Source organism: Clostridium sp. AF21-20LB (assembly GCF_003478795.1).
Taxonomy (GTDB): Bacteria; Bacillota; Clostridia; order Lachnospirales; family Lachnospiraceae; genus Otoolea; species Otoolea fessa.
In genome coordinates this window covers 1-25,188 of record NZ_QUGD01000004.1, presented here as the reverse complement: position 1 = coordinate 25,188, position 25,188 = coordinate 1, and the positions used below count along the sequence as shown (strand labels likewise).

Genomic DNA, 25,188 nt, shown 5'->3' with positions numbered 1-25,188 from the left:
GTCTATCAGCTGCATCAGGACGGTTCCTTTTTTGAAAGGAGAATGAATGTGACATAAAAAATTGAATGTATGCATTTCGTGTACGTATGAGGCATAATGCCTGTCAGACGAAATGGGTATTTCACCCTTATGCTACAAATGCGTACATCATCACATAATGGCACAGGCTTCCTCCCATGACAAACAGATGGAAAATCTCATGCGAACCGAAATTTTTATGCGTTGCATTGAAAATCGGCAGTTTTAATGCGTAGATAATGCCTCCAGCCGTATAGATGAGTCCGCCGGTCAGCAGCCAGAGAAATGCGCTTTTCGGAAGTGCCAGTACGATCTGACGGAACGCCAGCACGCAGATCCAGCCCATTGCGATGTAAACTAGCGAGGAGAACCACTTCGGGCAGTTGATCCAGAGCGCGTTGACGAGAATCCCGGCAATCGCGATACCCCAGACGAGCGTCAGAAGCCGGTAACCGGCGTTATTTCCAAGGACGATCAGGCAAACCGGTGTGTAAGTTCCGGCAATCAGGATGAAAATCATCATGTGGTCGATCTTACGCAGGATTTTATTAACGTGCTCGGAAATATTAAAGGTGTGGTAGGTCGTGCTGGCGGCATAGAGCAGAATCATGCTGACGATAAACACAGCCAACGCCGCAAGATGGCGCGAATCTGCTTCTCCAGCCGCTTTGTGAAGCAGCGGAACTGCCGCGATCAGCGCGCCGATCATCGCGATAAAATGCGTCAGCGCGCTTCCGGGATCCTTTACGTGGAATTTATGATGCTTTGTTTCAACGAGTTCCGTTGTGTCAGATGTATGTTTTTGACTAGAAATCATAGGATAACCTCCTTTGTCGTAATCTCAATAAAGTAATTGTGAATATGATATGTAGTATTTAAAACTACATATGATGTTTTTATATACTATACAACTTTTCTGAAAAATATGCAAGAGGGGAATGGGATATGTTATAATATAATGTATGAATAGTAACGAAAGGTTTTCACGTTTCATGTGAGTTGGCAATAAATATATGCAATGGTTTGCATATGAAAATTTTAAAGTTAGAAGAGAAAGAAAAAAGGCTCATAGATGATTTGAGAAGTTAAAATGCTCGGGAATTCATGGATGAAGTAGAGAGGAAATCGGTTATGTTAGATATATTATACGAAGATAAAGATATTTTAGTTGTGGTCAAACCAGCCGGAGTTGAGTCGCAGACATCGAGACGCCTGGAGCCGGATATGGTCAGCGAGATAAAAAATTATCTCCACCGGAAGGTGCAGGAGACGAAAAAGTTATCCACAGGATTATCCCCAAAAGCGTCCACAGCCCCGGTGGATCCGTATGTTGGAGTTATCCACCGACTGGACAAGCCGGTGCGCGGTGTGATGGTATATGCCAAGAACCTGAAAGCGGCAGCGCACTTAAGCCGTCAGGTACAGGAGGGAAAACTGGAGAAAATCTATCAGGCGCTCGTATGTGGAAAACCTGTGGATAATGTGGGTAAGTACGTGGATTATCTGTTGAAAGACGGGAAAACGAATACCAGCCGGATTGTGGATAAGTCGGTCGCCGGTGCGAAACGGGCAGAGCTGGAATATCAGATATTAGAAAAAAAAGAACAGGAAGACGGTACCGTGCGTTCACTGGTGGAAATCCATCTTCACACAGGACGCCACCATCAGATACGCGTACAGTTTGCCGCGCATGGGACACCGCTCATGGGAGATACCAAGTATGGCGCACCAGCGGCTGCTTCCGTGGGACGTGCCCGTCGGGAACCGCTGGCGCTGTGCGCGGTCCGTTTATCGTTCCTTCACCCGGTGACGGGAAAAAGAATGGAGTTTTCCACCAAACCGCAATTTGTTCTGTGAGCGAACTTTTCTATAAGTCAAGAAAATAAAAGATCAAGGGTGAATAGAAGGTAAGATGTGTATATTTTTATCCAGCCTGCCCATACTAGAGTGTGTACAAAGGAAGTACGAATCATAAATGGGCAAAGTCCATGGGTAAGCCCCGGAGCGACTAAAGAGGGCTTACAAAAGAGACCGCAGGAGCCGGGAGAAGCGGGAGCTGACACCGGTTTCCTGTGGTTTTTCGTTGTCATACATCCGGAAAAAAGGGCGTGTAGGTTTAAGGAAAAGACGTTTGTTTGAATGGATGGCTGTAGAAATCATAGAACCATAACGGTGTATGGCATAAAGAAAAAATCGGGAAGGTGGAGCAGACAGATGGCACTCAGCAGAAAACAGAAAAAAGCATTTCTCACAGTAGCAGTCACGGCGGGCGTGTATTTGAGTTTCCGTTACCTGCTGCCGCTTATATTCCCATTTCTGGCAGCGTATCTGATGGCGCTGCTTCTCCAGCCATCGGCAGCATTTCTCGAAAAACGGCTGCGAATCTCCTTCCGCGGGCGCATGATCGGCGTTCCCATCGGTATGATCGGGGGCGTGGAGCTGGTTTTGCTGAGCATTTTTCTGGTCGGTCTGCTGGCAGCAGGGGGACGGCGTTTCACGGAGGAGCTGGAACACTTTTTAGAAGAGCTTCCAGGACGGATGGAGGAATTGTCACTGCTCGGACAGCAATTTGAACAGTCGATCGAGCGAGTCCTTCATCTGCCTGCCGGTAAAATCGGGCAGCTCTTTCGCGGAACAGGCTTGCAGGGCGGTGGACAGGTCAAGGAGATCCTGCTGCCGCAGCTCCTTCAGAAATCAGTTCCTGCTGCGGCGGGGATTGTGCGCGCGGTTATTGTGGTTGTTTTATTTTTCATTGCCTCGATTTTGAGTTTACAGGAGATGGACGAACTGCGCCGGAGGCGGTTTGATTCGATGTTTCACCGCGAATTTTTCCTGCTCGGCAGGCGCCTTGCGGTGACAGGAAGCGCATGGCTGAAAACCCAGTCGGTCATTTTCCTGATGACTTCGGCATTTTCGATGGCGGGGCTTTTGCTGATTGGAAATCCATATTATATTCTGGGCGGAATCGGAATCGGGGTTCTGGATGCCCTGCCGATCTTCGGCGCAGGGACGGCGCTGGTGCCGTGGAGTCTTTTTCTCCTGTTTAAGCGGGAGTGGGGACACGCGCTGATTCTCTTCGGGCTGTATCTGCTCTGTTATTTTCTGCGTGAGTTCACGGAGGCGCACCTGATGGGGAAGAAAATGGGGCTGTCGCCGCTTGAAACGCTGGCGGCGATCTATGTGGGCTTGCAGCTGTTCGGTCTGTTTGGATTTCTGCTGGGTCCGATTGGGCTGTTGATTATTAAGGATTTTGTGGAGGAGTATGGGGAAGCGGACGAAGGAGCGGATGCTCATTAAATAGGCACCTTTAGAGGGGGGAAAGAGGAAAAAAGTGGAGTATTGGTGGATGGACGATCTGAAGTTGCTTTTGAATGTGGAAATTTAAGGAGATGAAAGGATTTTTTAGAATTGCCGCGAGACAAAAGGATCATATATAATAGATAAGGAATTAAAAACGCATAAAAGTTCTGAAAAACAGCAGAGAAAGAGTTGCTGGAAGATAGCTGGATGTTAAGCTGAAATAAATATGCATATCATTTAATATGGAGGAACAAACGTGAATTTATATACAAAAGAGTCAGGCTCCGGACAGCCGATGGTGCTGCTTCACGGAAATGGAGAGGACAGCTCCTATTTTGTGAACCAGATATCCTTTTTTGAATCAAAATATCTCGTGATTGCGGTGGACACCCGTGGACATGGCAGATCTCCGCGTGGTTGTGGGACATTTACCTTGGAACGGTTTGCTGATGATTTGAAAGGATTTCTTGACCGCCGGGGACTTAGGCGGATCATTTTGCTGGGGTTCAGCGACGGCGGCAATATTGCGCTGATTTTTGCACTGAAATATCCGGGATATGTCGATCGGCTGATTTTAAATGGAGCGAACTTAAACCCGTTTGGCATGAAGCCGTCCGTGCTGGCGGATGTGGCGCGGGAGTATGTGGGAGTTGTGGGGAAGCTCTGGCTGCAGAAAAGCGGCATCGGGCAGATACGGGGAAAAATGCAGATGGCAGCAGGAAAAATGCGGACAGAAAAGCAATTTTCAAAAGAAAACGAAAAACAGAATGGACAGGAAGGACTGAATAAACAACAGAGAAGAAGCTGTCAGAAAGAAAAAATTCCTGAAAATAAGGAAAATGATCGGAAGGCAAATATACACAAAAAAGAGCTTCTATCCTTAATGTTGTATGAACCCTGGATCCGCCCTGAACTTCTCCACCGCCTGAAAATGCCCGTCCTTGTGGTAGCAGGGAGCGACGACATGATCCGCGAATGCCACACGCGCCAAATCGCACGTTCTCTGCCAAACGCAAGGATTCGGCTTTTAGAGGGCACCCATTTTATTGCAGCAGAGAACCCGGACGCATTTAACCAATGTGTTGCATCATTCTTGGAACAGACACAGGGCGGCGAGCTGGCGCAGATGAGCCGAGTCTGGGGCAGCCGGAGAGCCGGAAGGCTGGAGAAGGAGAAGATCCGTCGGGCGGCGGTGCTGGTACCTTTGATTCAGAAAGGCGGGGAGTACCACGTGGTGTTTGAGGTGCGCGCGGGAAGCTTAAAAACTCAGCCGGGCGAAATCTGTTTTCCGGGCGGTGCCGTTGAGCGGGACGAGACACCGAAGCAGGCGGCGATCCGTGAGGCGATGGAAGAACTCTTAATCAGTCGCCGCCAGATTCGCGTTATCGCGCCGTTGGATGTGCTGGAAGCACCCGGAGCGATGGAGATTTCTCCATTTTTAGGTGCGCTGCAGGGCTACCGCTGGTCATATTCCGAGGCGGAGGTCGATCATACCTTTTCTGTCCCGCTCCGCTGGTTCGCGGAACATGAACCGGAGCGATATGAAACAGAACTTGTGACCGTGCCGGAAGAGACATTCCCGTTTGAAGATGTTCCGGGCGGACGCGATTACCGCTGGCGGCGCGGACATTACGATGTCTACTTCTACCGCCGCGAGGAAGGAATCATCTGGGGGATGACAGCGAAGATTCTGCGGTCGCTGGCGGAGATGTACCGGGAGGATATTTTATTAAAATAGGATTCGTAAGATAGGGATAAAAACATTATTTTTTGTTCGGACGCAACCGAGTCAGTGACGACCGAGTAAAAAATGCGAGGCATCGTTAAGACTTGTACAAGGGCGAGTTCCAGCCTTGACAAACCCGACCGATTGGCGTAAAATCATAATACTGTCAAAAAACAAAACAGGCGAAGAGAGGAATCAGTAAACTTTGACACACGTCCAGAGAGAAAGCCGTATGGTGCGAGGCTTTTGTGTCCCTGAAAGTTGAACCGGTCCTGGAGCTGTGCATGAAAATGCAACGTATTTCCGGCGTTAACGGAAGTTAAGTGAGCCAGAATCGGAATGAAATTCTGGTTAAGCAGGGTGGTACCGCCGAAGTTAAGCCATTCGGTCCCTTTGATCGCAGCGATCAGCAGGGATCGGATGGCTTTTTTATTTCTACGAAATAAAAAACAACAATGCACACTCGGCGCAGGGGAATATGGCTGCGATGGCAGCCGCGCCTCGGCGCCAAAATCCGGCAAGCCGGATTTCAATAAAATGTTTTTAACAAGGAGAAATGACATGGCAAAGGAAAAGAAAATGGTAGAAGCCATCACATCGATGGATGAAGATTTCGCCCAGTGGTATACGGACATCGTAAAGAAAGCAGAGCTTTCTGATTACTCCAGTGTAAAGGGCTGCATGATTATCAAACCGGCCGGATATGCGATCTGGGAGAATATCCGCAATGAACTGGACAAGCGCTTTAAGGCAACCGGCGTAGAGAACGTATATCTGCCTATGTTTATTCCGGAAAGTCTTCTGGAAAAAGAGAAAGATCACGTAGAAGGTTTCGCACCGGAAGTAGCGTGGGTGACACAGGGCGGTTTAGAGCCGTTACAGGAGAGAATGTGTGTACGTCCGACTTCCGAGACTTTGTTCTGCGATTTTTATGCACATGACGTACATTCTTACCGCGATCTGCCGAGAAACTACAACCAGTGGGCTTCGGTTGTACGTTGGGAAAAGACCACCCGTCCGTTCCTGCGTTCCAGAGAGTTCTTATGGCAGGAAGGTCATACCGCTCATGCAACCGCTGAGGAAGCACAGGAGCGTACCGAGATGATGTTAAATGTATACGCGGATCTGTGCGAGGACTTCCTGGCAATTCCGGTTATCCGCGGACGCAAGACCGACAAGGAGAAATTTGCCGGTGCAGAGGCAACCTACACGATCGAGTCCCTGATGCACGATGGCAAGGCACTGCAGTCCGGCACCAGCCACAACTTCGGCGATGGATTTGCAAAGGCATTTAACATCCAGTATCTGGATAAGGATAATAAATTAAAATACGTTCATCAGACTTCCTGGGGTATGACAACCCGTATGGTAGGCGCGATCATCATGGTTCATGGTGACAATAATGGTCTGGTTTTGCCGCCGAAGGTAGCTCCGACCCAGGTTATGATCGTTCCGATTCAGCAGGCAAAAGAGGGTGTTCTGGACAAGGCATTTGAGGTAAAAGAGGTTCTGTCCAACTTCCGTGTCAAAGTGGATGATTCTGACAAATCTCCGGGATGGAAATTCAGCGAGTCCGAGATGCGCGGTATTCCGGTACGTGTCGAGATCGGACCGAGAGATATTGCTGAAAATCAGGCAGTTCTGGTTCGCCGTGATACGCATGAGAAGATTACGGTATCTCTGGATGAGATCGCAGCAAAGGTTGGCGAGCTTCTGGAGACGATTCACCACGATATGTTTGAGCGTGCAAAAGCACACAGAGATTCCCATACTTATGTAGCGACAACACTGGATGAGATGAAGGAGATCGCAGAAAATAAGCCAGGCTTCATCAAGGCAATGTGGTGCGGCAATCAGGAGTGCGAGGATAAACTGAAAGAAGTAGTCGGCGTAACCTCCCGCTGCATCCCGTTCAATCAGGAACATCTGGCTGACACCTGCGTATGCTGCGGCAAGCCGGCAACGAAGATGGTTTACTGGGGTAAGGCATATTAATATGATTCCAAAACGGATAGAAATGCCGGTCCAGGTCGAGGAAATTCTGGGAAAGCTGCGAGAACATGGTTACGAGGCATTTGCAGTCGGCGGCTGTGTCCGCGATGCGATCCTGGGGCGGATTCCCGGTGACTGGGATATCACGACCTCGGCGCACCCGGAGGAGGTGAAGCAGGTGTTCGGTCACACGATCGACACCGGGCTTCAGCACGGTACGGTCACGGTCATGCGTGATCATATCGGATATGAAATAACCACCTACCGGATTGACGGTGAATATGAGGATGGACGCCACCCGAAGGAAGTCGTATTTACTGCCGAACTGCGTGAGGACTTGAGACGGCGTGATTTCACGATTAATGCGATGGCATACAGCCACGAAACGGGAATTGTCGATATTTTCGGCGGGGCGGAGGATCTGGCAGCGCGCCGGATCCGCTGCGTCGGGGATGCGGGAGAACGGTTTACGGAAGATGCGCTCCGGATCCTGCGTGCCGTCCGCTTTTCGGCCCAGCTGGGATTTTCGATAGAGAAAAAGACCTGGCAGGCGCTCTGTGAGCTGGCGCCCTCCCTTGTCCATGTGAGCAAGGAACGGGTGCAGGTGGAGTTGACAAAAACACTCCTGTCCGACCGCCCGGAATTTATCTGGAAAACGGAGGCGGCAGGACTGGCACCGTACATTTCAAAGACATTTCCGGAGGTATTTGCGGCGTGGAAAAAGCAGAAAAGCTGTGCAAAGCAGAGGTTGGAAGAGAAGGTATATTCGAAGGATGTGCCGGCTGCTGACAAGGATGCGATCAAAACGGAAACGGTAGCGCAGCAGGGGCACATGTTCGTGAAACATGAATGTGAGACAGACATGGCGGGGGAAATTTCTGCTGCTGCTGCACATCTGCCAGCAGAAAAAGCCTTGCGCTGGTCGTATTTTCTTGCCCCGTCGGGCGAGGAAACTTGTGTCCGGGTTCTGAGAGAACTCAAGATGGACAACGACACGATCGATAAGGCGAAGATTCTGAGCCGTTTTGCATTCATGCAGATGGAACCGGAGGAAAGCGCTGTCCGCCACGCGATGAGTGCGATGGAAGATATGGTCTTTGACTGGCTGCTTCTCCTTCAAGAAGTTCTGATGCCGGAGCGCATGGATGCGGTGGAAATGGTTCGCTCACTTGCAAGGCAGATCCGGGAGCGCGGTGACTGTATCCGTCTTAAAACTCTGGCGGTAACCGGAAAAGACCTGATTCAGGCAGGCATCCAGCCGGGACCGGCGCTTGGAAAAACGCTGCATCTTCTCTTTGAAAAGGTGCTGGAGAATCCGGCTTGGAATGAGAAAGAGCGGCTTCTGGCTGAGGTGGAAGTGTTGAAGCAATCGCAGAATGCGGGAACCAGTAAAGCATAAGAAGATTAATAAATAAAAAGAGAAAAGAGGCAAAATCGTTTGGAACCGGCAGGACAAGCCGGACAAACGATTTTGTCTCTTTTCCTTTTGCTTTTTTAACAACAATATTTTCAGCCAGAGGATGATTAAAAGAGTTATCCCAATTTCTTATACTCCCTGAAAAACAGCGCCGCCGTCGTCGCCACCGCAATCGTATCTGCCACCGGTTCTGCCACGAACACGCCGAATACCGGATTTGAAACGAAATGCGGCAGGATAAAGATCAGCGGAATCAAAAGCAGCACTTTCCGGAGCAATGCCAGAAAGACGGATGTTTTCGCATTTCCAAGGGCAATAAAAGTCTGCTGGCAGGCGAGCTGGATGGCAAAGAGCAGGGAAGCTGCCATATAGATCCGGAGCGCCCAGATGGTATATCTGGCAAGATCTGCGTCGCTGGTAAAGATGGAAATAAAAATCTGTGGAACCAGCATACATAAGAGCCAGAGCAAGGTGGAATAGCAGGCTGCCGAGCGCAGAAGCAGGTGAAACGCTTTTTTCACACGGTCGATATTTTTTGCTCCATAGTTAAAGCTGATGATCGGCTGCGCGCCCTGTGAGAGCCCTTGCAGCGGCAGCATGGAAAACTGCATGACGCTGGAAAGAATCGTCATCGCGCCGACCGAGGTATCGCCGCCATATTTCAACAGGCTGGTGTTAAAGCTGATGGACAGTGCACTTTCTGTAAACTGCATGATAAACGGCGCCAGTCCGAGCGCCAGGCATGGCAGGATAAATTTCTTCTGCGGGCGCAGGTTGCGGAGCCGTATCCGCAGGGTACTATGCGTTCCGGTCAGAAAACGCAGAATCCAGATACAGGAAATACCCTGTGAAAGGATGGTTGCAAGTGCTGCGCCGCGCACATCCAGATGCAGTCCGAAGATAAAGATCGGATCGAGGATGATGTTGCAGAGAGCGCCGATGGCAACGGTAATCATGCCGGTTTTGGCATAACCCTGTGCGTTGATAAAGGCATTGAGTCCGAGCGCCATCTGGACGAAGAAAGTGCCGCAGACGTAGATTTTCATGTAGTTCCAGGCGTAGAGAATCGTCTTCTCACTGGCGCCGAACATCAGGAGGATCGGGCGCCCAAAGCCAAGAAACAGGGCGGTCAGGACGAGCGAAATGACGGTCAGCATGAAGGTACAGTTGCCGAGTACCTTTTCAGCGGAATCCTTGTCGCCTTTTCCCATCAGGATCGACGCCTGCGGGGCACCGCCCATGGCGGCGAGCGCGGCAAAAGCGGAAATGCACATGATAATCGGCATTGTGACGCCGACGCCGGTCAGGGCGCTGGGACCGATGTCCGGGATATGGCCGATGTACATGCGGTCAACCATGTTATAGAGAACGTTGATGATCTGTGCGGCAATTGCCGGGAGCGCCAGTTTAAAAAGAAGTGACCCGATCGGCGCACTGCCGAGATCAGCTTCACGGGATGATGCTGAGCCTGAATGCGGGCGCGTATTTTCATCGTTGGAACGATGAGCGGATTGTATGGACAAAGAGAGACCTCCTTTTCATTTACAGTAAAATATATTATTTGATTTTTTGCCTGATTGTTGGGACAAATAGTCAGACCGCTTTTTTATCCCAACGTGAATCATTGTAACATACCGTCAAAATGATGGCAATGAACAGAATTTCGTAATCACTCCACATTGGCGATTGTGTATTATAGTTTGTGCACTGTGTTTCAAATCTGCGATATTTATGCATAAGCATATTTGTAAGCCCCCTCTCATAGGTTAGGAGTAGCAGGCTGGGTGTCTGATGTGCATATTTGCATAATCGTGTGAATGTTGCAATTAACATAGCTGTCAGCAGCTGTGGCCCGGCGTGAAAATGTGCTGTCCACATTCTTTTGGGAAATGGAAAGGCGGGCAGCCGGATAGAGGCAGGAGGGGGAAGTTGTGAACGAGAGAACAACCGAGGTGCTGGAACAGTATGAACTGGAAGTGCAGTCGAAGCGCCGTGGAAGAGGCGCGTGGATCTGCGAGACGAGTCAGGGGTTAAAACTCCTCCGGGAATATAAGGGGACCGTCAAACGTCTTGAATTTGAAGAACAAATCATGAATGTTCTGCAAAATCAGAAAACATGCCGGACCGATCAGTATATGCGGAACCGGGAGGGCGAGCTTTTGTCGGTGGCGGAGGATGGAACGCGGTGTGTTGTGAAGGAATGGTTTTCCGGGCGCGAGTGCAGTGTGCAGAGCGAGGCGGAGGTAGTCCGGGCGGTCGGGCAGATCGCGAAGCTGCACCGGACATTGCGCGGCATTGCGATCGATGAGTCGTGGAATCTGGGGTCAATTCTCACGCGTCCGGCGGTGGCGGAGATGGAGCGCCACAACCGGGAACTTGTCCGTACGCGGAATTATATCCGGAAAAAACGGCGTAAATCGGATTTTGAGAGGGCAGTCAGCGGAAGCTTTGCCATCTTTTATGAGCAGGCGCAGGAAGCAGCAGGCGGGCTGAAAGCGCAGATCGAGCGGAACGGCGAGCCGGAAAACTACCTGTGTCACGGGGATCTGAACCAGCACCATATTTTATTGGCAGAAGAAAATGAGATGGCGGTGATTGAATTTAACCGGATGCACCGGGGCGTCCAGGTCGAAGACCTGTATCATTTTACGCGCAAAATATTGGAAAAGCATGGCTGGGATTTGCGTCTGGGGATGCGGCTGCTGGAGACGTATGATCGTATTCTGCCGTTGAATGCACAGGAGCGGACATACCTCTATTACCTGTTTTTATATCCGGAAAAATACTGGAAACAGTTAAATTTTTATTATAATGCAGGCAAGGCGTGGATTCCAGTCCGCAGCATTGAAAAACTGCAGAAGCTGGAAGAACAGCAGACGGCGCGGAACCTCTTTCTTGAGGCAATCCGATAAGAAATGTTGATTTACATATGCATATAAATTCTTTGGTTAAGCGTATTCGATACATCATGGAGAAACTTTGAAAAGAGAAAAAATAAAGACAAAGAATAGTAACCGAAATTCTCTTTATTTTTCAGAATAATTATACTATAATGGAGAAAAAGAAAGTCATCCTAGAAGAAAGCAGGGGGTAAGTGAATCATGAAGGATTACATGACGATTTACAAAGAATGGCTGGAAAATCCATACTTTGACGAGGCAACGAAAGAGGAATTACGCGCCATTGAGGGCGATGAAAATGAGATTAAAGAGCGTTTCTATATGGATTTGGAGTTTGGTACGGCAGGACTGCGCGGCATCATCGGTGCAGGTATTAACCGGATGAATATCTACACCGTCCGCCGTGCGACCCAGGGACTGGCAAATTACATCATCAAGCAGGGCGGCGCGGCAAAAGGCGTGGCGATCGCATTTGACTCCCGTCATATGTCCCCGGAATTTGCCGAGGAAGCAGCGCTGACACTGGCGGCAAATGGCATCAAGCGTACCGGTTCGAGACGCTGCGCCCGACGCCGGAGCTTTCCTTTGCCGTCCGCGAGCTTGGCTGCATCGCCGGCATCAACATCACCGCCAGCCACAACCCGCCGGAGTACAACGGCTACAAGGTTTACTGGGAAGACGGCGCACAGTTTACACCGCCGCATGACAAGGGCGTGACTGAGGAAGTTATGGCGATCACCGATCTTTCCACCGTTAAGACGATGGGAGCACAAGAGGCAAAGGCAAAAGGACTCTACGAGATCATCGGTGCAGCGATCGACGACAAATATATTGCACAGGTCAAGGCACAGGTAGTCAATCAGGGCGCGATTGACCGCATGCAGGATCAGATCACGATCGTGTATACACCGCTTCACGGCACGGGCAATATCCCGGCACGCCGTGTGATGAAAGAGCTTGGATTTACTCATGTATATGTGGTTCCGCAGCAGGAGCTTCCAGACGGCGATTTCCCGACCGTCAGCTATCCGAACCCGGAGGCAAAGGAAGCATTTGAATTGGGACTGGCTCTGGCAAAAGAGAAAAATGCAGACCTCGTTCTGGCAACCGATCCGGATGCCGATCGTCTGGGCGTGTATGTCAAAGATACCAAGTCCGGCGAATACATTCCGCTGACCGGCAATATGTCCGGCTCCCTGCTCTGCGAGTATGTGCTCAGCCAGAAACAGGCAAACGGCAAGATTCCGGCAGATGGACAGGTTGTTAAATCCATCGTTACGACGAATCTGGTAGATGCAGTTGCGAAGAATTACGGCGCAGAGCTCATCGAGGTTCTGACCGGATTTAAGTGGATCGGCAAACAGGTTCTCAAAAATGAGCAGGAAGGCAAAGGAACCTATCTGTTTGGCATGGAAGAGAGCTATGGCTGCCTGATCGGTACATACGCACGCGATAAAGATGCCATTTCCGCAACCGCAGCACTCTGCGAGGCGGCTGCTTATTACAAGGAAAAAGGCATGACGCTGTGGGATGCGATGGTCGAGATGTACGAGAAATACGGCTATTATAAAGATGAAGTGAAGTCCATCGGCTTAAAGGGCATCGAGGGACTGGCAAAAATTCAGGAGATCATGGAATATTTCCGCGCCCACACACCGTCCGATTTTGCCGGACATAAAGTGCTGGCTGTCCGCGATTACAAGGCAGATACCGTCAAGGATCTGGCAACCGGCGAGGTAAAACCGACCGGACTTCCATCCTCCAATGTTCTCTACTACGAACTGGAAGACAACGCATGGCTCTGCGTCCGCCCGTCTGGAACCGAGCCGAAGATCAAGTTCTACTACGGCGTGAAAGGTACCTCCCTGGAAGACGCGGCAGCGAAATCAGAGAAGGTAGGCGAGTCTGTGATGACGATTGTCAATGGACTGCTGTAGAAAAATAAAAAGAAGATGTGAAATAAGTCCCTAAAAGAAATAGGACCATTCGTTCATGCGAAAGGTCCTATTTTTGTGCTATTTTGTTCTTTTAATTCTTTCAACGCCGCTGCAAATTTCGACGAAACCGCAGTAGGATTTCCTCTCAGCAGCCCGCGGCGGTAGAAGGCATGGAGCTTTTTAGCCGGGCGCAGGGACTGGCGGCGGTGTTTGAGTTCTTCTAACCGGGTGCTCAGGCGGGTGAGGCGGTTGTCGAAGGCGATGCGGGCATCGACTTCGGTGCGGACTTCGGCAATGCGCTCGTTGACGCGCTGTTTGGCAGCCTCGATGCGTTCTGCGTTTCCTGCTTTGGCAGCTTCGATGCGGGAGGTGGTTTCTTCTCGAACATCGGACAGGCGTTTTTCGGCGAGTGCCTTGGTCTCAGCCAGGCGCTCTTTGTGTTCGGTGGCAGCCGCCTGCAGCTGTCTGGCAGTCTCGGCGCGTGCGGTTGCCAGGCGTTCTTCGGCGTCACTGCGGACGGCGGCAAGTCTGCGGGCGGCTTCTGCCTGGGCGGCTGCCAGTTTTTCGGCTGTTTCTTCACGGGTCAGGGCGCCGCGCTCAATGGCTTCCTCACGCAGCAGCTCGATCTTGGACTGGAGCTCTTCGATATCGGCTTTGAGCTTCGTCATAGCTTCCAGCGTATGACCCAGAGCCAGGGCTGCCTTGATGGATTCGTAAGCATCGGCGGTGAAAAGAACGCTGATGACGAAATCGCAGATGAGCAGGATAACCGGAGGAACCGCAAGCACAGTGCGGGCGATCGGATCATGGATGACATCGGTCATAAAGATGGTTAAAAATCCCCACGCGATCGAGGAACTCAGGCAGATATAGCCGTGCAGCTGGAACGGCTGGCTGCTGTAATCCCAGTAGCGGACCTTGAATAGGCGTTCCATGACGGCGCCGGTGACATATTCAAGCGCCGTGGCGGCGATAAAACCGGAAATATAGACGAGCGGCAGGCTGTCCCGCACCGGCAGGGACACCCAGAGCATCATCACCGCGCCGGAACCGTAGAGCGGCAGCATCGGAAGCCGCAGAAATCCGCGGTTGACGAGCCGTTTCTGTTTCAGGGAAACATAAGTCGATTCGAAAATCCACCCTAAAAAGCAGTATACATAGAAAAAAGCTAGCCATTGGTACCAGGTATAGGTATACATAAAACCTCCTTTAGAAAATCAAGTCATTTTCTCATTGGTTGAAAAACGTATCTAAAATGAAGTTGTTTCTTATCTTACTATATAAATCTAGAAAAGTTCAAGGCATCTGGGTGAAAAAAGATAATTCCAAAATCTCCGCTTGCCACAAAAGCACGCTTCGTGTACAATAAATCGAAGTCAGCTTTGCCACAGACAGCAGGCAGACGTACAGAAAGCAAATCTTATATGAAGTGGAGTTGTTTTCCAGGATAAAATTTGCAGAAAAACAAAGAACAATTCAACAAATACAAACAATTTACAATAAAAAGAAAAATAGGAGAGGTACACACGTGAGTATACTGAATGTAGAACATTTAAGCCACGGTTTTGGTGACCGGGCGATTTTTCAGGATGTTTCGTTCCGCCTGTTAAAGGGTGAGCACATCGGTCTGATCGGTGCGAACGGCGAGGGTAAATCGACGTTTATGAATATTATTACCGGGCATATGCAGCCGGACGAGGGAAAAGTAGAGTGGTCAAAGCGGGTGCGCGTCGGCTATCTGGATCAGCACACGGTGCTGGAAAAAGGCATGACGATCCGCGAGGTTTTGAAGAGCGCATTTTCCTTCCTGTTTGAGCTGGAAGTGCAGATGAATGAAATCTGCGACCATCTGGGCGAGGCATCGGAGGATGAGATGAACGTGATGATGGAAGAGCTGGGAACGATCCAGGATCTTCTGATGAACCACGATTTTTATTCCATCGATGCGAAGGTGGAGGAAGTCGGACGTGCGCTGGGGCTGACCGATATCGGTCTGGACCGCGATGTAACGGATTTGAGCGGCGGACAGAGAACGAAGGTATTGCTCGGGAAATTGCTTCTGGAAAAGCCAGATATCTTGTTGCTGGACGAGCCGACGAACTATCTGGATGTGCAGCACATCGAGTGGCTGAAACGGTATTTGCAGGAATATGAAAATGCGTTCATCCTGATTTCACACGATGTTCCGTTCTTAAATAGCGTAGTAAATATCATTTATCATATGGAAAATCAGCGGCTTGACCGCTATGTGGGCGATTACGACAAGTTTCTCGAGGTGCACGAGGCGAAGAAAGCGCAGCTCGAGGCAGCGTATAAGCGTCAGCAGCAGGAGATCGCGCAGCTGCAGGATTTTGTGGCACGTAATAAAGCGCGTGTTTCCACGCGAAATATGGCGATGTCCCGCCAGAAAAAGCTGGATAAAATGGATGTGATCGAACTGGCGAAGGAAAAACCGAAGCCAGAGTTCAACTTCCTGGAGGCGAGAGCCTCCGGAAAATGTATTTTTGAGACGGAGGATCTGGTGATCGGTTACGACGAGCCACTGTCCCGTCCGCTGAACCTCTATATGGAGCGCGGCGAGAAGATTGCGATGGTCGGTGCCAACGGAATTGGAAAGACGACGCTTTTAAAGAGTATTTTAGGTTTGATTCCAGCAGTGTCCGGCAAGGTGACGCTGGGCGATTATCTCTCCATCGGCTATTTCGAACAGGAGATGGCGCCGGGCAATACGACGACCTGCATCGATGAGATCTGGAAAGAATTTCCGTCCTACACCCAGTACCAGGTGCGTTCCGCACTGGCAAAATGCGGTCTGACGACCCAGCACATCGAGAGCCAGGTGCGCGTGCTCAGCGGTGGCGAGCAGGCAAAAGTGCGCCTGTGTAAGCTGATCAACCGCGAGACGAACCTTCTGCTTCTCGACGAGCCGACGAACCATCTGGACGTTGAGGCGAAGGAGGAGTTAAAGCGTGCGCTGGCGGCGTACAAAGGAAATATCCTTCTGATCTGCCATGAACCGGATTTCTATGAGGGATTCGCAACGAAGGTCTGGGACTGCAGTGAGTGGAGTCTGAAAATATAAGAAAAAAATGTTTTTGAGCGTACCCCAACATTCAGTATAGAGCCCTTTTTTTAGGTGTCTGGCACTGACAAAAAACAGGAACGCATCGGCTGAGAGTCCGACGGCGTTCCTGTTTTTCTTAAATTGGGAATGGTAGGTATATATAAAAAAGAAATTGGCTTAGGGGGGCCGGACGATTTGTATCGTCCGGTATGAGTATGAAAAAGCTTTTTTATTTCAAGTAACACTTGAAACAAAGGCCTGTTACCCTTTCGGATAACATACTTGTATTATAGGAGAAACTTGTGACTAAAATATGTCCCTTTCATAAAAAAAATATAAAGTCCATAAAAAAATAAAAACCTCTTTCAAAAGAATCGAAAGTTGTATATAATAGTAAGTGGTATAGTCCGCTCTAAAACAATGCGCGGGCTGGATGGCAGCGAAAAAAGCTGAAATAAAGAAGATAAAATACAATGAAACTCATAGATTTATGTACTCAAGAGTGCATATTCAGAGCAGGAGGAAAACAACTATGTTGATGTCCAATGATATTGGTATCGATCTGGGTACAGCCAGCATCCTTGTATATATCAAGGGAAAAGGTGTCGTACTGAAAGAGCCGTCCGTAGTGGCGATCGATCGGGATACGAATAAGATCATGGCGATCGGCGAGGAAGCCCGCCTGATGATCGGCAGAACCCCTGGCAATATCGTAGCGGTCCGTCCGTTGCGCCAGGGGGTTATTTCAGATTATACAGTGACAGAGAAGATGATGAAATATTTCATCAACAAGGCAGTCGGCAAGAAGACACTCCGCAAGCCGCGTATCAGCGTCTGCATCCCGAGCGGTGCGACCGAGGTAGAGCGCAAGGCGGTTGAAGATGCGACTTATCAGGCTGGCGCACGCGAGGTTTCGATCATCGAGGAGCCGGTAGCAGCTGCGATCGGCGCTGGTATCGATATTTCCAAGGCGTGCGGCAACATGATCGTAGATATTGGTGGTGGTACGGCAGATATCGCCGTTATTTCCCTGGGCGGTACCGTAGTCAGCACTTCTATTAAAGTGGCTGGTGATGACTTCGACGAGGCACTGGTCCGTTACATGAGAAAGAAACACAATCTTTTGATCGGTGAGAGAACCGCTGAGGAGATCAAGATAAATATCGGTGCGGCATACCGCCGTCCGGAGGTAATTACGATGGAAGTGCGCGGACGAAATCTGGTTACCGGACTTCCGAAGACGATCGTTGTCACATCCGACGAGACGCTGGAAGCGCTGCGCGAGCCGGCACTCCAGATTGTAGATGCCGTTCACAACGTACTCGAGCGGACGCCGCCGGAATTGGCAGCCGACATTTTTGACCGTGGTATCGTACTGACAGGCGGCGGCGCACTGTTAAGCGGTCTGGATGCCCTGATCGAGGAGAAAACTGGCATTTCCACGATGATCGCAGAGGATCCGCTGACCGCAGTTGCGATCGGAACGGGTAAGTTTATCGAGTTCGCACACGGTGAGAAGAAAAACTACGATTAAAGAGAACCGCCGGAAGACGGATAGCATAAAAATATGGCAGCAGTTAAAGGATATATTGAAAAAATAAAATACCGCAATGAGGACAATGGCTATACGGTTCTCTCTATCAGCGGCTTGGACGACGGGGAGGAATATGTGCTGGTTGGCACTTTTTCCTACATCGCAGAGGGCGAGATGATCGAGGCGAGCGGGCGTATGACCGAGCATCCGATTTACGGGGAACAGATGGCGGTGGAAAGCTATGAGCTGAAAGCGCCTGAGGATACTGTTTCCATGGAACGATATTTAGGCTCCGGCGCCATCAAAGGCGTCGGGGCTGCTTTAGCTTCCAGGATTGTTAAAAAATTTAAGGCGGACACATTCCGCATCATGGAAGAAGAGCCGGAACGCCTCGCGGAGGTCAAGGGAATCAGTGAAAAAATGGCGATGTCCATCGGTGAACAGGTCGAGGAAAAGCGCGATATGCGCCAGGCGATGATGTTTCTGCAAAATTATGGCATTTCCATCAATCTGGCGGTTAAAATCTACCAGGAATACGGTCCGGCAATGTACACGATTCTCCAGAACAATCCGTATAAGCTGGCGGACGATATTCCGGGCGTCGGTTTTAAGATGGCAGACGAGATCGCGGCGAAGATAGGAATCGTGGCAGATTCGGATTTCCGCATCAAGAGCGGCATCCTGTATACACTCTATCAGGCGACGGCGAACGGGCACACATACCTGCCGGAGGACGAGCTGGCGGATCGGGCGGCAAAGCTTCTACAGGTTGAGATTTCCGAGATTGACAAGCATCTGATGGATATGCAGATGGATAAACGGCTGGTGATCCGGGAGAGGAAACAGCAGAAAACAGCAGAAATGGATGTTTTTGTTCAGGCGGAATCGGCAGTGTCGGGGCAGATGCAGCCGCAGCCAGATGTTTTGGGTGAACCGAATGCATCCAATGTATCAAATATAGCAAACGCCCCGGAACGCGCCGTTTATGCATCACACTACTATTATACCGAGCTAAACACCGCCCGCATGCTGCACGACTTAAACATCACTGGTTCCGAATCGGAAGAACAGATTCGGAAAAGTCTGGCAGTCATCCAGAAAGAGGAACAGATCGAGCTGGATGAACTGCAGATCCGCGCGGTGATTGAGGCGGTCAACTGCGGACTTTTGGTAATCACGGGCGGTCCGGGTACCGGAAAAACGACGACGATCAACACGATCATCCGGTATTTTGAAAAGGGCGACATGGATATCCTGCTGGCAGCCCCGACCGGACGCGCAGCAAAAAGGATGACCGAGGCGACAGGCTATGAGGCGAAGACGATTCACCGCCTGTTAGAGCTGACGGGAATGCCAGAGGAGGATGAGAAGAGCCGGACGACTTCGATGCATTTTGAGCGGAACGAGGACAATCCGCTGGAAGCTGATGTCATCATTATCGATGAAATGTCGATGGTGGATATCAATCTGATGCATTCGCTGCTCCGGGCGGTCAATGTCGGCACACGTCTGATTCTGGTAGGTGATGTGGATCAGCTTCCGAGCGTCGGACCGGGCAATGTCCTGCGTGATATCATCGAGTCAGAGTGTTTCCATGTGGTAAAGCTAACCCGGATTTTCCGGCAGGCGGCGCAGAGCGATATTATCGTCAACGCCCACCGCATCAATGCCGGAGAGCACATTCCGATCGGAAAGTCAAGCAGGGATTTCCTCTTTATAAAGCGTGATGATCCGAATGCGATCATCAATGCAATGATCACGCTGGTACGTGAAAAACTGCCGAATTACGTCCATGCCGATTTGTTTGAGGTACAGGTCATGACGCCGATGCGGAAGGGAGTGCTGGGATCGATACGGTTAAATTCCATTTTGCAGGAATTTTTAAATCCGCCATCGGCAGAAAAGGCGGAAAAAGAGTATGGCGAGACGACGTTTCGTGTGGGCGACAAGGTCATGCAGATCAAGAACAATTACCAGATTGAGTGGACTTCCTACAACCGTAGCGGCATCCCGGTGGACAAGGGAGCCGGCGTGTTCAACGGGGATCTTGGGCGCATTCGCGAGATCAATACCTTTGCGGAGCTGGTAACCGTGGAGTATGATGAGGGAAAACGTGTCGAGTACAGCTTCAAGCAGCTGGAGGAGCTGGAATTGGCATATGCGATCACGATCCACAAGTCGCAGGGAAGCGAGTATCCGGCGGTCGTGATTCCGGTCTGGAGCGGACCGCAGATGCTGATGACGCGGAATCTGATTTACACGGCGGTTACACGGGCAAGAGCCTGTGTCTGCCTGGTCGGTGTCCCGTATGTGTTTCAGCAGATGGTGGACAATGCGATGGAACAGAAGCGCTATTCGGGACTGCGCGACCGCATTGAAGAAATTATGGAGACATTGTGATAAAAAATATAAAATGGAATCAATTCCCCCGCGCCGCTCTGGATGCGCTATATCCAAGGCGCTGCCCGGTCTGCGGGGAGATCGTGACGCCGAAGGGCAGGCTTATTTGTCCTTCGTGTCTTTTGAGGCTTTCGCCTGTCAAATCGCCGGTTTGTCAGAAATGTGGAAAAGAAGTTTGGAGTGAAGAAATCGAATATTGTCCAGACTGTGTGAAACACCGCCGGTCATTTGCGCGTGGGATGGCACTCTTTAACTATACGGAGGAAGCTGCGCGCTCGATGGCAGCGGTTAAATATAAAAATAAGAGGGAATATCTCGATTTTTATGCCGAAGCTGCAGCGGAAAAGCTGAGGCAGCATGAAAATCGGGAGGAGTGGCAGTTTGACGGTCTGGTTCCCGTTCCGGTCCACCCGGCGCGGAAACGGAAACGCGGTTTCAATCAGGCGGAGGTTCTGGCAAAGCGGATGGGCGAGCGGCTGGAAATGCCGGTGTGCCCGGAATTTTTATATCGGATACGAAATACAGAACCCCTGAAAGAGCTGAATCCAGATGAACGGCTCCGGAATTTACAGCAGGCGTTTCAGGCAGATTCGGAGGCAATCCGGGCAAGTGGTGTGCAAAACGTGCTTCTCGTGGATGATATTTATACGACCGGCAGCACGGCGGAAGCGTGTACCCGGGCGCTTCTGTCTGCGGGGATCGAAAAAGTCTGCTTTTTTGCCGTTTGTATTGGACAAGGACGCTAAAGTGGGATATGATAGAGAAGATAGGCAGAGGGAAGCCTTATAAGTGGAAATACTCCGGCATTTCTGGACGAAAAGAATAGTAGAAAGCATTTGAATCTAAAAGTTTGCGGGAGAGGCAAAAAGAGGTTCAGGAGACGGAAGGAATGCAGGGGGAGATTTCAAGTAAGAAAGAAAAGGAGTAAAAAGAATGCAGGAATTTGAATATCGCCTGGAAAAGGAAGATTATAAAAACTGGATTCACTGGAACGTGCTTAAGCATGAGTCCAAGAAAATGAAGATGGTGTCGGCACTCTTATATGTCGCATTTTTAGCTCTCTTTCTGGGAAAAAATGTGATGCAGGCAAAGGGCAATCTGGTTCTTCTTGTACCGTCCATCGTGATAGCGGTGCTGGTCGGCATCGGCATGTTTTACATGATTTCAAACCAGAACCAGGAGCGTATGATCTGGAAACGGAGCGGACTTAAAAATTTGGAAAAGACGGGCAATTTCCCAGTCGTACATCTGACGCTGGATGAGAAGACACTGACCATGACGGTTGCGGCACAGGAGATGACCAAGACTTACAGCTACAGCGACATTGAGCAGATGGTTGAGATTGAGCGGATGTATCTGCTTGAGACGAACGAGAAAACCTGGCAGTTTATCGCCAAGTCGGCATTTTCCAGCGAGGAAGAGCAAAAGCGGTTTGAGACATTCATGAATGAAAAGCTTGCGGATGCCAAGGAAAACCCGGAAGAATATCCATCCGTGACAAAAAATCCGGAAAATGCGGAGAACCAGGAGGGCGGCGCCCTGCATCAGAACGCCGCGCTTGAGGATGATGTTGTGGAAGCTGATGAGCCGGAGATCACCCGCGTGGATACAAGCCATATGGGTAAGATTGGAAAAATGGCGCATTTTATCGGAAGCCAGGCGGCAGATGAGGAAGAAACCGATGAGCCTGAAAAGGCGGAGCCGGATACCACAGACAGTCATGAAAATGTGGAAGAAAAGACAGATGCTGTAAACGAGGAGAAAGTGGATGAGTAAACCTTTCTGATTGTTTTATAGCATCATTGTAAGTCCTGATAATGTGAAATACGAGGCGCGGGCAGAATCTGGTTCCAGTCTGCACTAAGTGAAAACGATATCTATATATAAAAGAGACGGCGAATGTCGGCAAGTTATTGCTTGACGCGCCGCTTCTTTTATGATATAGTAGACGGGCGAATGGAAGAACATAGGTCTTTTTTTTATGCTCAAAAACCAGATTTCCGGTTGGAGAGTGGAAAGATCGCATACTAAGAAAAATGGAGGTGGAAGTTGTGCGTACAAGAATTACACTGGCATGCACAGAATGCAAGCAGCGCAATTACAACATGACCAAGGATAAGAAAACTCATCCGGACAGAATGGAAACCAAAAAGTACTGCAGATTCTGTAAGACACACACGTTACACAAAGAGACGAAGTAAGAGTAACTGGTTGGTTCTGCGCGATCGGGCATCTGCCTGAGCGCTTTGGAGGACAAAAATGGGTGATACAGAAAATACCAAAAAAGCTCCTAAAAAGAGTTTCTGGAAAGGTCTAAAAGCTGAGTACAAAAGGATCATCTGGCCTGACAAAGAGACAGTTACGAAGCAGACTGGAGCGGTCATCGCCGTTTCCGTTGCGCTGGGACTTATCATTGCGGCTCTTGACACGGCAATCGTGTTTGGACTGCACTTCGTTATGTAAAGGCAAAGGTGAGAAATATGGCAGAAGCAAATTGGTATGTAGTGCATACTTATTCCGGCTATGAAAACAAAGTAAAGGTTGACATCGAAAAGACGATCGAGAACCGGAACCTTCAGGATCAGATCTTAGAGGTTTCCGTGCCGATGCAGGAAGTTATCGAAGTCAAGAATGGAGCCAATAAACAGGTTGCCAAGAAGATGTTTCCCGGATACGTACTGATCAACATGGTTATGAATGATGATACCTGGTACGTAGTACGCAACACCCGCGGAGTGACCGGGTTTGTTGGTCCGGGCTCCAAACCGGTTCCTTTGACGGAAGAGGAGATGGCCGGTCTCGGATTTAAGGAAACCGGCGTTGTCGTTGACTTTGAGGTCGGCGACACGGTTGTTGTAACGACAGGGGCATGGAAAGATACCGTTGGTGTTATCGAGTCCATCAACGAGGAAAGACAGACCCTGACGATTCGTGTAGAACTGTTTGGCCGTGAGACACCGGTTGAACTGAACTTCACAGAGATCAAGAAGATGATGTAAAGAGGTTCATTTATGAGCCTGTGGGAGGGAAATCCCCGCAATTACCACAATTTATAGGAGGTGCCAACAATGGCAAAGAAAGTTACAGGATATATTAAATTACAGATTCCTGCTGGAAAGGCTACACCAGCTCCGCCAGTAGGTCCGGCTCTTGGACAGCACGGTGTAAACATCGTACAGTTCACGAAAGAGTTCAACGCTAAGACAGCAGACCAGGGCGATATGATCATCCCGGTTGTTATTACTGTATATGCTGACAGAAGCTTCAGCTTCATCACAAAGACTCCGCCGGCTGCCGTTTTGTTAAAGAAAGCTTGCAAGATTAAATCCGGTTCCGCTACACCGAACAAGACTAAGGTAGCTAGCATCTCGAAAGAGGATCTGCAGAAGATCGCAGAATTAAAGATGCCTGACTTAAATGCAGCAAGCCTTGAAGCTGCTATGAGCATGATCGCTGGTACAGCAAGAAGTATGGGTATCACAGTTGCCGAGTAATTTTCGGGATGTTTATCAGTAACGTGGGAGGGAATTCCCCGACAATACCACTAGGAGGTTTTTTATAATGAAAAGAGGAAAAAGATACGTAGAGGCTGCTAAATTAGTAGATCGCGCAAGCCTTTATGAAGCTGCAGATGCCATCTCCATCGTGAAGAAGGCTGCAGGTGCTAAATTCGATGAAACCGTAGAACTTCATATCAGAACTGGTTGTGACGGCCGTCATGCTGATCAGCAGATCCGTGGTGCAGTTGTACTGCCGCACGGAACTGGTAAGACCGTTCGTATCCTTGTATTTGCTAAGGGACCGAAGGCAGAAGAGGCTCAGGCTGCAGGCGCAGATTTCGTAGGCGCTGAGGAGCTGATCCCGAAGATCCAGAACGAGGGATGGTTAGACTTCGACGTAGTAGTAGCTACTCCGGACATGATGGGCGTTGTAGGACGTCTTGGTCGTGTACTTGGACCGAAGGGCTTAATGCCGAACCCGAAGGCTGGTACTGTTACTATGGATGTAACCAAAGCTATCAATGATATCAAAGCCGGTAAGATCGAGTACAGACTTGATAAGACTAACATTATCCACGTGCCAGTAGGTAAAGCTTCCTTCACAGAGGAGCAGTTAGCGGACAACTTCCAGACGCTTATTGACGCTATCCTGAAGGCAAAACCAGCTACCTTAAAGGGCGCTTACTTAAAGAGTGTAACCATGACTTCTACCATGGGCCCGGGCGTTAAGCTGAACGTAGGTAAGCTGATTGGCTAATCAGAAGACGTTATAGAATCAAGAGGATGAGGGACTTTTGGGTCTTTCGTCCTCTTTTTTTTGATTGTCGAAAAAATATAAATAAAGTCAAAAAAACAGTTGACTTTATACTTTAGTAGTGATAAAATATGTTCTGTTGCCGCTGAGAAAGCGGAAACGAAAATTAAAGAGTCAAGACGCACAGGTGATTGTGAAAACTTTCAAAAAGAAAGTGAAAAAGTCCTTGACAAAAATGAATATCCATTATATAATGGTTAAGCACATTTTTGGAGAGATATCGAAGCGGTCATAACGAGGCGGTCTTGAAAACCGTTTGTCCGAAAGGGCGCGTGGGTTCGAATCCCACTCTCTCCGTTTCAAGAACGGTTGTTAATTTCATAAGATATAAAAATCAACCTGCAGAAGTACCCAAGAGGTTGAAGGGGCTCCCCTGGAAAGGGAGTAGGTCGTTAGTAGCGGCGCGAGGGTTCAAATCCCTCCTTCTGCGTTCGATGCGAAAGCATCAGGAACCTTGAAAACTGAACAGTATGTAAAACCCTGAAAATTCTAAGAACAAAGGCTTTTGGTTAAGCCTTGAAGTTCAAGAGAACATTCAGAACAAAACCAAAACAACAGTAATAACGGTTAAAATTAGCCAAGCGAA

Annotated in this window: 19 protein-coding genes, 2 tRNA genes, 1 pseudogene and 1 other annotated feature; of the genes and pseudogenes, 19 read left to right on the top strand and 3 right to left on the bottom strand. The window is 49.6% G+C overall.

Translation table 11 applies throughout. The features are described from left to right. Positions 1–127 precede the first annotated feature (127 nt). Entirely contained in the window at positions 128–835 is a 708-nt protein-coding gene (locus DWX76_RS03380) for a PAQR family membrane homeostasis protein TrhA (RefSeq protein ID WP_107001885.1), read from the bottom strand. Between the two features lie 314 nt (positions 836–1,149). On the opposite strand from DWX76_RS03380, the gene DWX76_RS03375 reads away from it, so the two are divergent. The 5 genes from DWX76_RS03375 (at position 1,150) to DWX76_RS03350 (ending at position 8,435) form a co-directional block, all read left to right on the top strand. After that, entirely contained in the window at positions 1,150–1,875 is a 726-nt protein-coding gene (locus tag DWX76_RS03375) for an RluA family pseudouridine synthase (protein WP_118469495.1), read from the top strand. Between the two features lie 357 nt (positions 1,876–2,232). After that, on the top strand, positions 2,233–3,315 hold the full coding sequence (locus DWX76_RS03365) for an AI-2E family transporter (RefSeq protein ID WP_118570124.1): 1,083 nt from the start codon (positions 2,233–2,235) through the stop codon (positions 3,313–3,315). A 259-nt stretch (positions 3,316–3,574) separates the two neighbouring features. Then, complete coding sequence (locus DWX76_RS03360; protein ID WP_118469493.1) at positions 3,575–5,056, top strand: alpha/beta fold hydrolase; 1,482 nt, start codon at positions 3,575–3,577, stop codon at positions 5,054–5,056. Positions 5,057–5,220: 164 nt separating this feature from the next. After that, positions 5,221–5,440 (top strand) — a binding site (T-box leader). Between the two features lie 165 nt (positions 5,441–5,605). After that, entirely contained in the window at positions 5,606–7,039 is a 1,434-nt protein-coding gene (gene proS / locus DWX76_RS03355) for a proline--tRNA ligase (RefSeq protein ID WP_022359111.1), read from the top strand. A gap of 1 nt (position 7,040) precedes the next feature. Next, positions 7,041–8,435, top strand: coding sequence for a CCA tRNA nucleotidyltransferase (locus tag DWX76_RS03350; protein ID WP_118570123.1), 1,395 nt, complete (start codon positions 7,041–7,043; stop codon positions 8,433–8,435). Positions 8,436–8,569: 134 nt separating this feature from the next. Here DWX76_RS03350 and DWX76_RS03345 read toward each other — a convergent pair whose 3' ends face one another. Continuing rightward, positions 8,570–9,880 (bottom strand): MATE family efflux transporter, encoded by a 1,311-nt coding sequence (locus DWX76_RS03345; protein ID WP_412693983.1) that lies wholly within the window; start codon positions 9,878–9,880, stop codon positions 8,570–8,572. 504 nt (positions 9,881–10,384) lie between these two features. Here DWX76_RS03345 and DWX76_RS03340 point away from each other — a divergent pair. After that, entirely contained in the window at positions 10,385–11,365 is a 981-nt protein-coding gene (locus DWX76_RS03340) for a phosphotransferase (RefSeq protein ID WP_118472558.1), read from the top strand. Positions 11,366–11,554: 189 nt separating this feature from the next. Beyond that, a pseudogene (locus tag DWX76_RS03335) lies at positions 11,555–13,290 on the top strand (phospho-sugar mutase). 53 nt (positions 13,291–13,343) lie between these two features. Here DWX76_RS03335 and DWX76_RS03330 read toward each other — a convergent pair. Beyond that, positions 13,344–14,489, bottom strand: coding sequence for a putative ABC transporter permease (locus tag DWX76_RS03330; RefSeq protein WP_118570122.1), 1,146 nt, complete (start codon positions 14,487–14,489; stop codon positions 13,344–13,346). Positions 14,490–14,818: 329 nt separating this feature from the next. On the opposite strand from DWX76_RS03330, the gene DWX76_RS03325 reads away from it, so the two are divergent. From DWX76_RS03325 to DWX76_RS03270, 12 genes are all read left to right on the top strand, one after another. Continuing rightward, on the top strand, positions 14,819–16,372 hold the full coding sequence (locus DWX76_RS03325) for an ABC-F family ATP-binding cassette domain-containing protein (RefSeq protein ID WP_022359105.1): 1,554 nt from the start codon (positions 14,819–14,821) through the stop codon (positions 16,370–16,372). 514 nt (positions 16,373–16,886) lie between these two features. Further along, positions 16,887–17,888 carry a rod shape-determining protein gene (locus DWX76_RS03320; protein ID WP_022359104.1) on the top strand — a complete coding sequence of 334 codons (1,002 nt, stop codon included), beginning with the start codon at positions 16,887–16,889 and terminating at the stop codon, positions 17,886–17,888. A 33-nt stretch (positions 17,889–17,921) separates the two neighbouring features. Then, on the top strand, positions 17,922–20,288 hold the full coding sequence (locus tag DWX76_RS03315) for an ATP-dependent RecD-like DNA helicase (protein ID WP_118570121.1): 2,367 nt from the start codon (positions 17,922–17,924) through the stop codon (positions 20,286–20,288). Continuing rightward, positions 20,285–21,034, top strand: a complete 750-nt coding sequence (locus DWX76_RS03310; RefSeq protein WP_243022438.1) for a ComF family protein — start codon at positions 20,285–20,287, stop codon at positions 21,032–21,034. Before DWX76_RS03315 ends, DWX76_RS03310 begins: the two co-directional genes overlap by 4 nt. Positions 21,035–21,221: 187 nt before the next feature. Next, positions 21,222–22,064 carry a YcxB family protein gene (locus DWX76_RS03305; protein WP_118570120.1) on the top strand — a complete coding sequence of 281 codons (843 nt, stop codon included), beginning with the start codon at positions 21,222–21,224 and terminating at the stop codon, positions 22,062–22,064. Between the two features lie 260 nt (positions 22,065–22,324). Next, positions 22,325–22,489 carry a 50S ribosomal protein L33 gene (rpmG, locus tag DWX76_RS03300; RefSeq protein WP_207722866.1) on the top strand — a complete coding sequence of 55 codons (165 nt, stop codon included), beginning with the start codon at positions 22,325–22,327 and terminating at the stop codon, positions 22,487–22,489. Between the two features lie 58 nt (positions 22,490–22,547). Next, the gene (secE, locus tag DWX76_RS03295) at positions 22,548–22,751 is read left to right on the top strand and encodes a preprotein translocase subunit SecE (protein ID WP_022359100.1); all 204 of its coding nucleotides are present in this window, start codon (positions 22,548–22,550) and stop codon (positions 22,749–22,751) included. A gap of 17 nt (positions 22,752–22,768) precedes the next feature. Then, positions 22,769–23,287 carry a transcription termination/antitermination protein NusG gene (nusG, locus tag DWX76_RS03290; RefSeq protein ID WP_022359099.1) on the top strand — a complete coding sequence of 173 codons (519 nt, stop codon included), beginning with the start codon at positions 22,769–22,771 and terminating at the stop codon, positions 23,285–23,287. A gap of 69 nt (positions 23,288–23,356) precedes the next feature. Further along, a complete protein-coding gene (gene rplK / locus DWX76_RS03285; RefSeq protein WP_022359098.1) occupies positions 23,357–23,782 on the top strand; it encodes a 50S ribosomal protein L11 in 426 nt (141 codons plus the stop codon). Between the two features lie 67 nt (positions 23,783–23,849). After that, positions 23,850–24,545: a 50S ribosomal protein L1 gene (gene rplA / locus DWX76_RS03280; protein WP_022359097.1), complete on the top strand. Its 696-nt coding sequence runs from the start codon at positions 23,850–23,852 to the stop codon at positions 24,543–24,545. A gap of 268 nt (positions 24,546–24,813) precedes the next feature. Further along, a tRNA-Ser gene (locus DWX76_RS03275) sits at positions 24,814–24,899 on the top strand. Positions 24,900–24,943: 44 nt separating this feature from the next. Next, positions 24,944–25,032: transfer RNA gene (locus DWX76_RS03270), tRNA-Ser, on the top strand. Positions 25,033–25,188 lie beyond the last annotated feature (156 nt).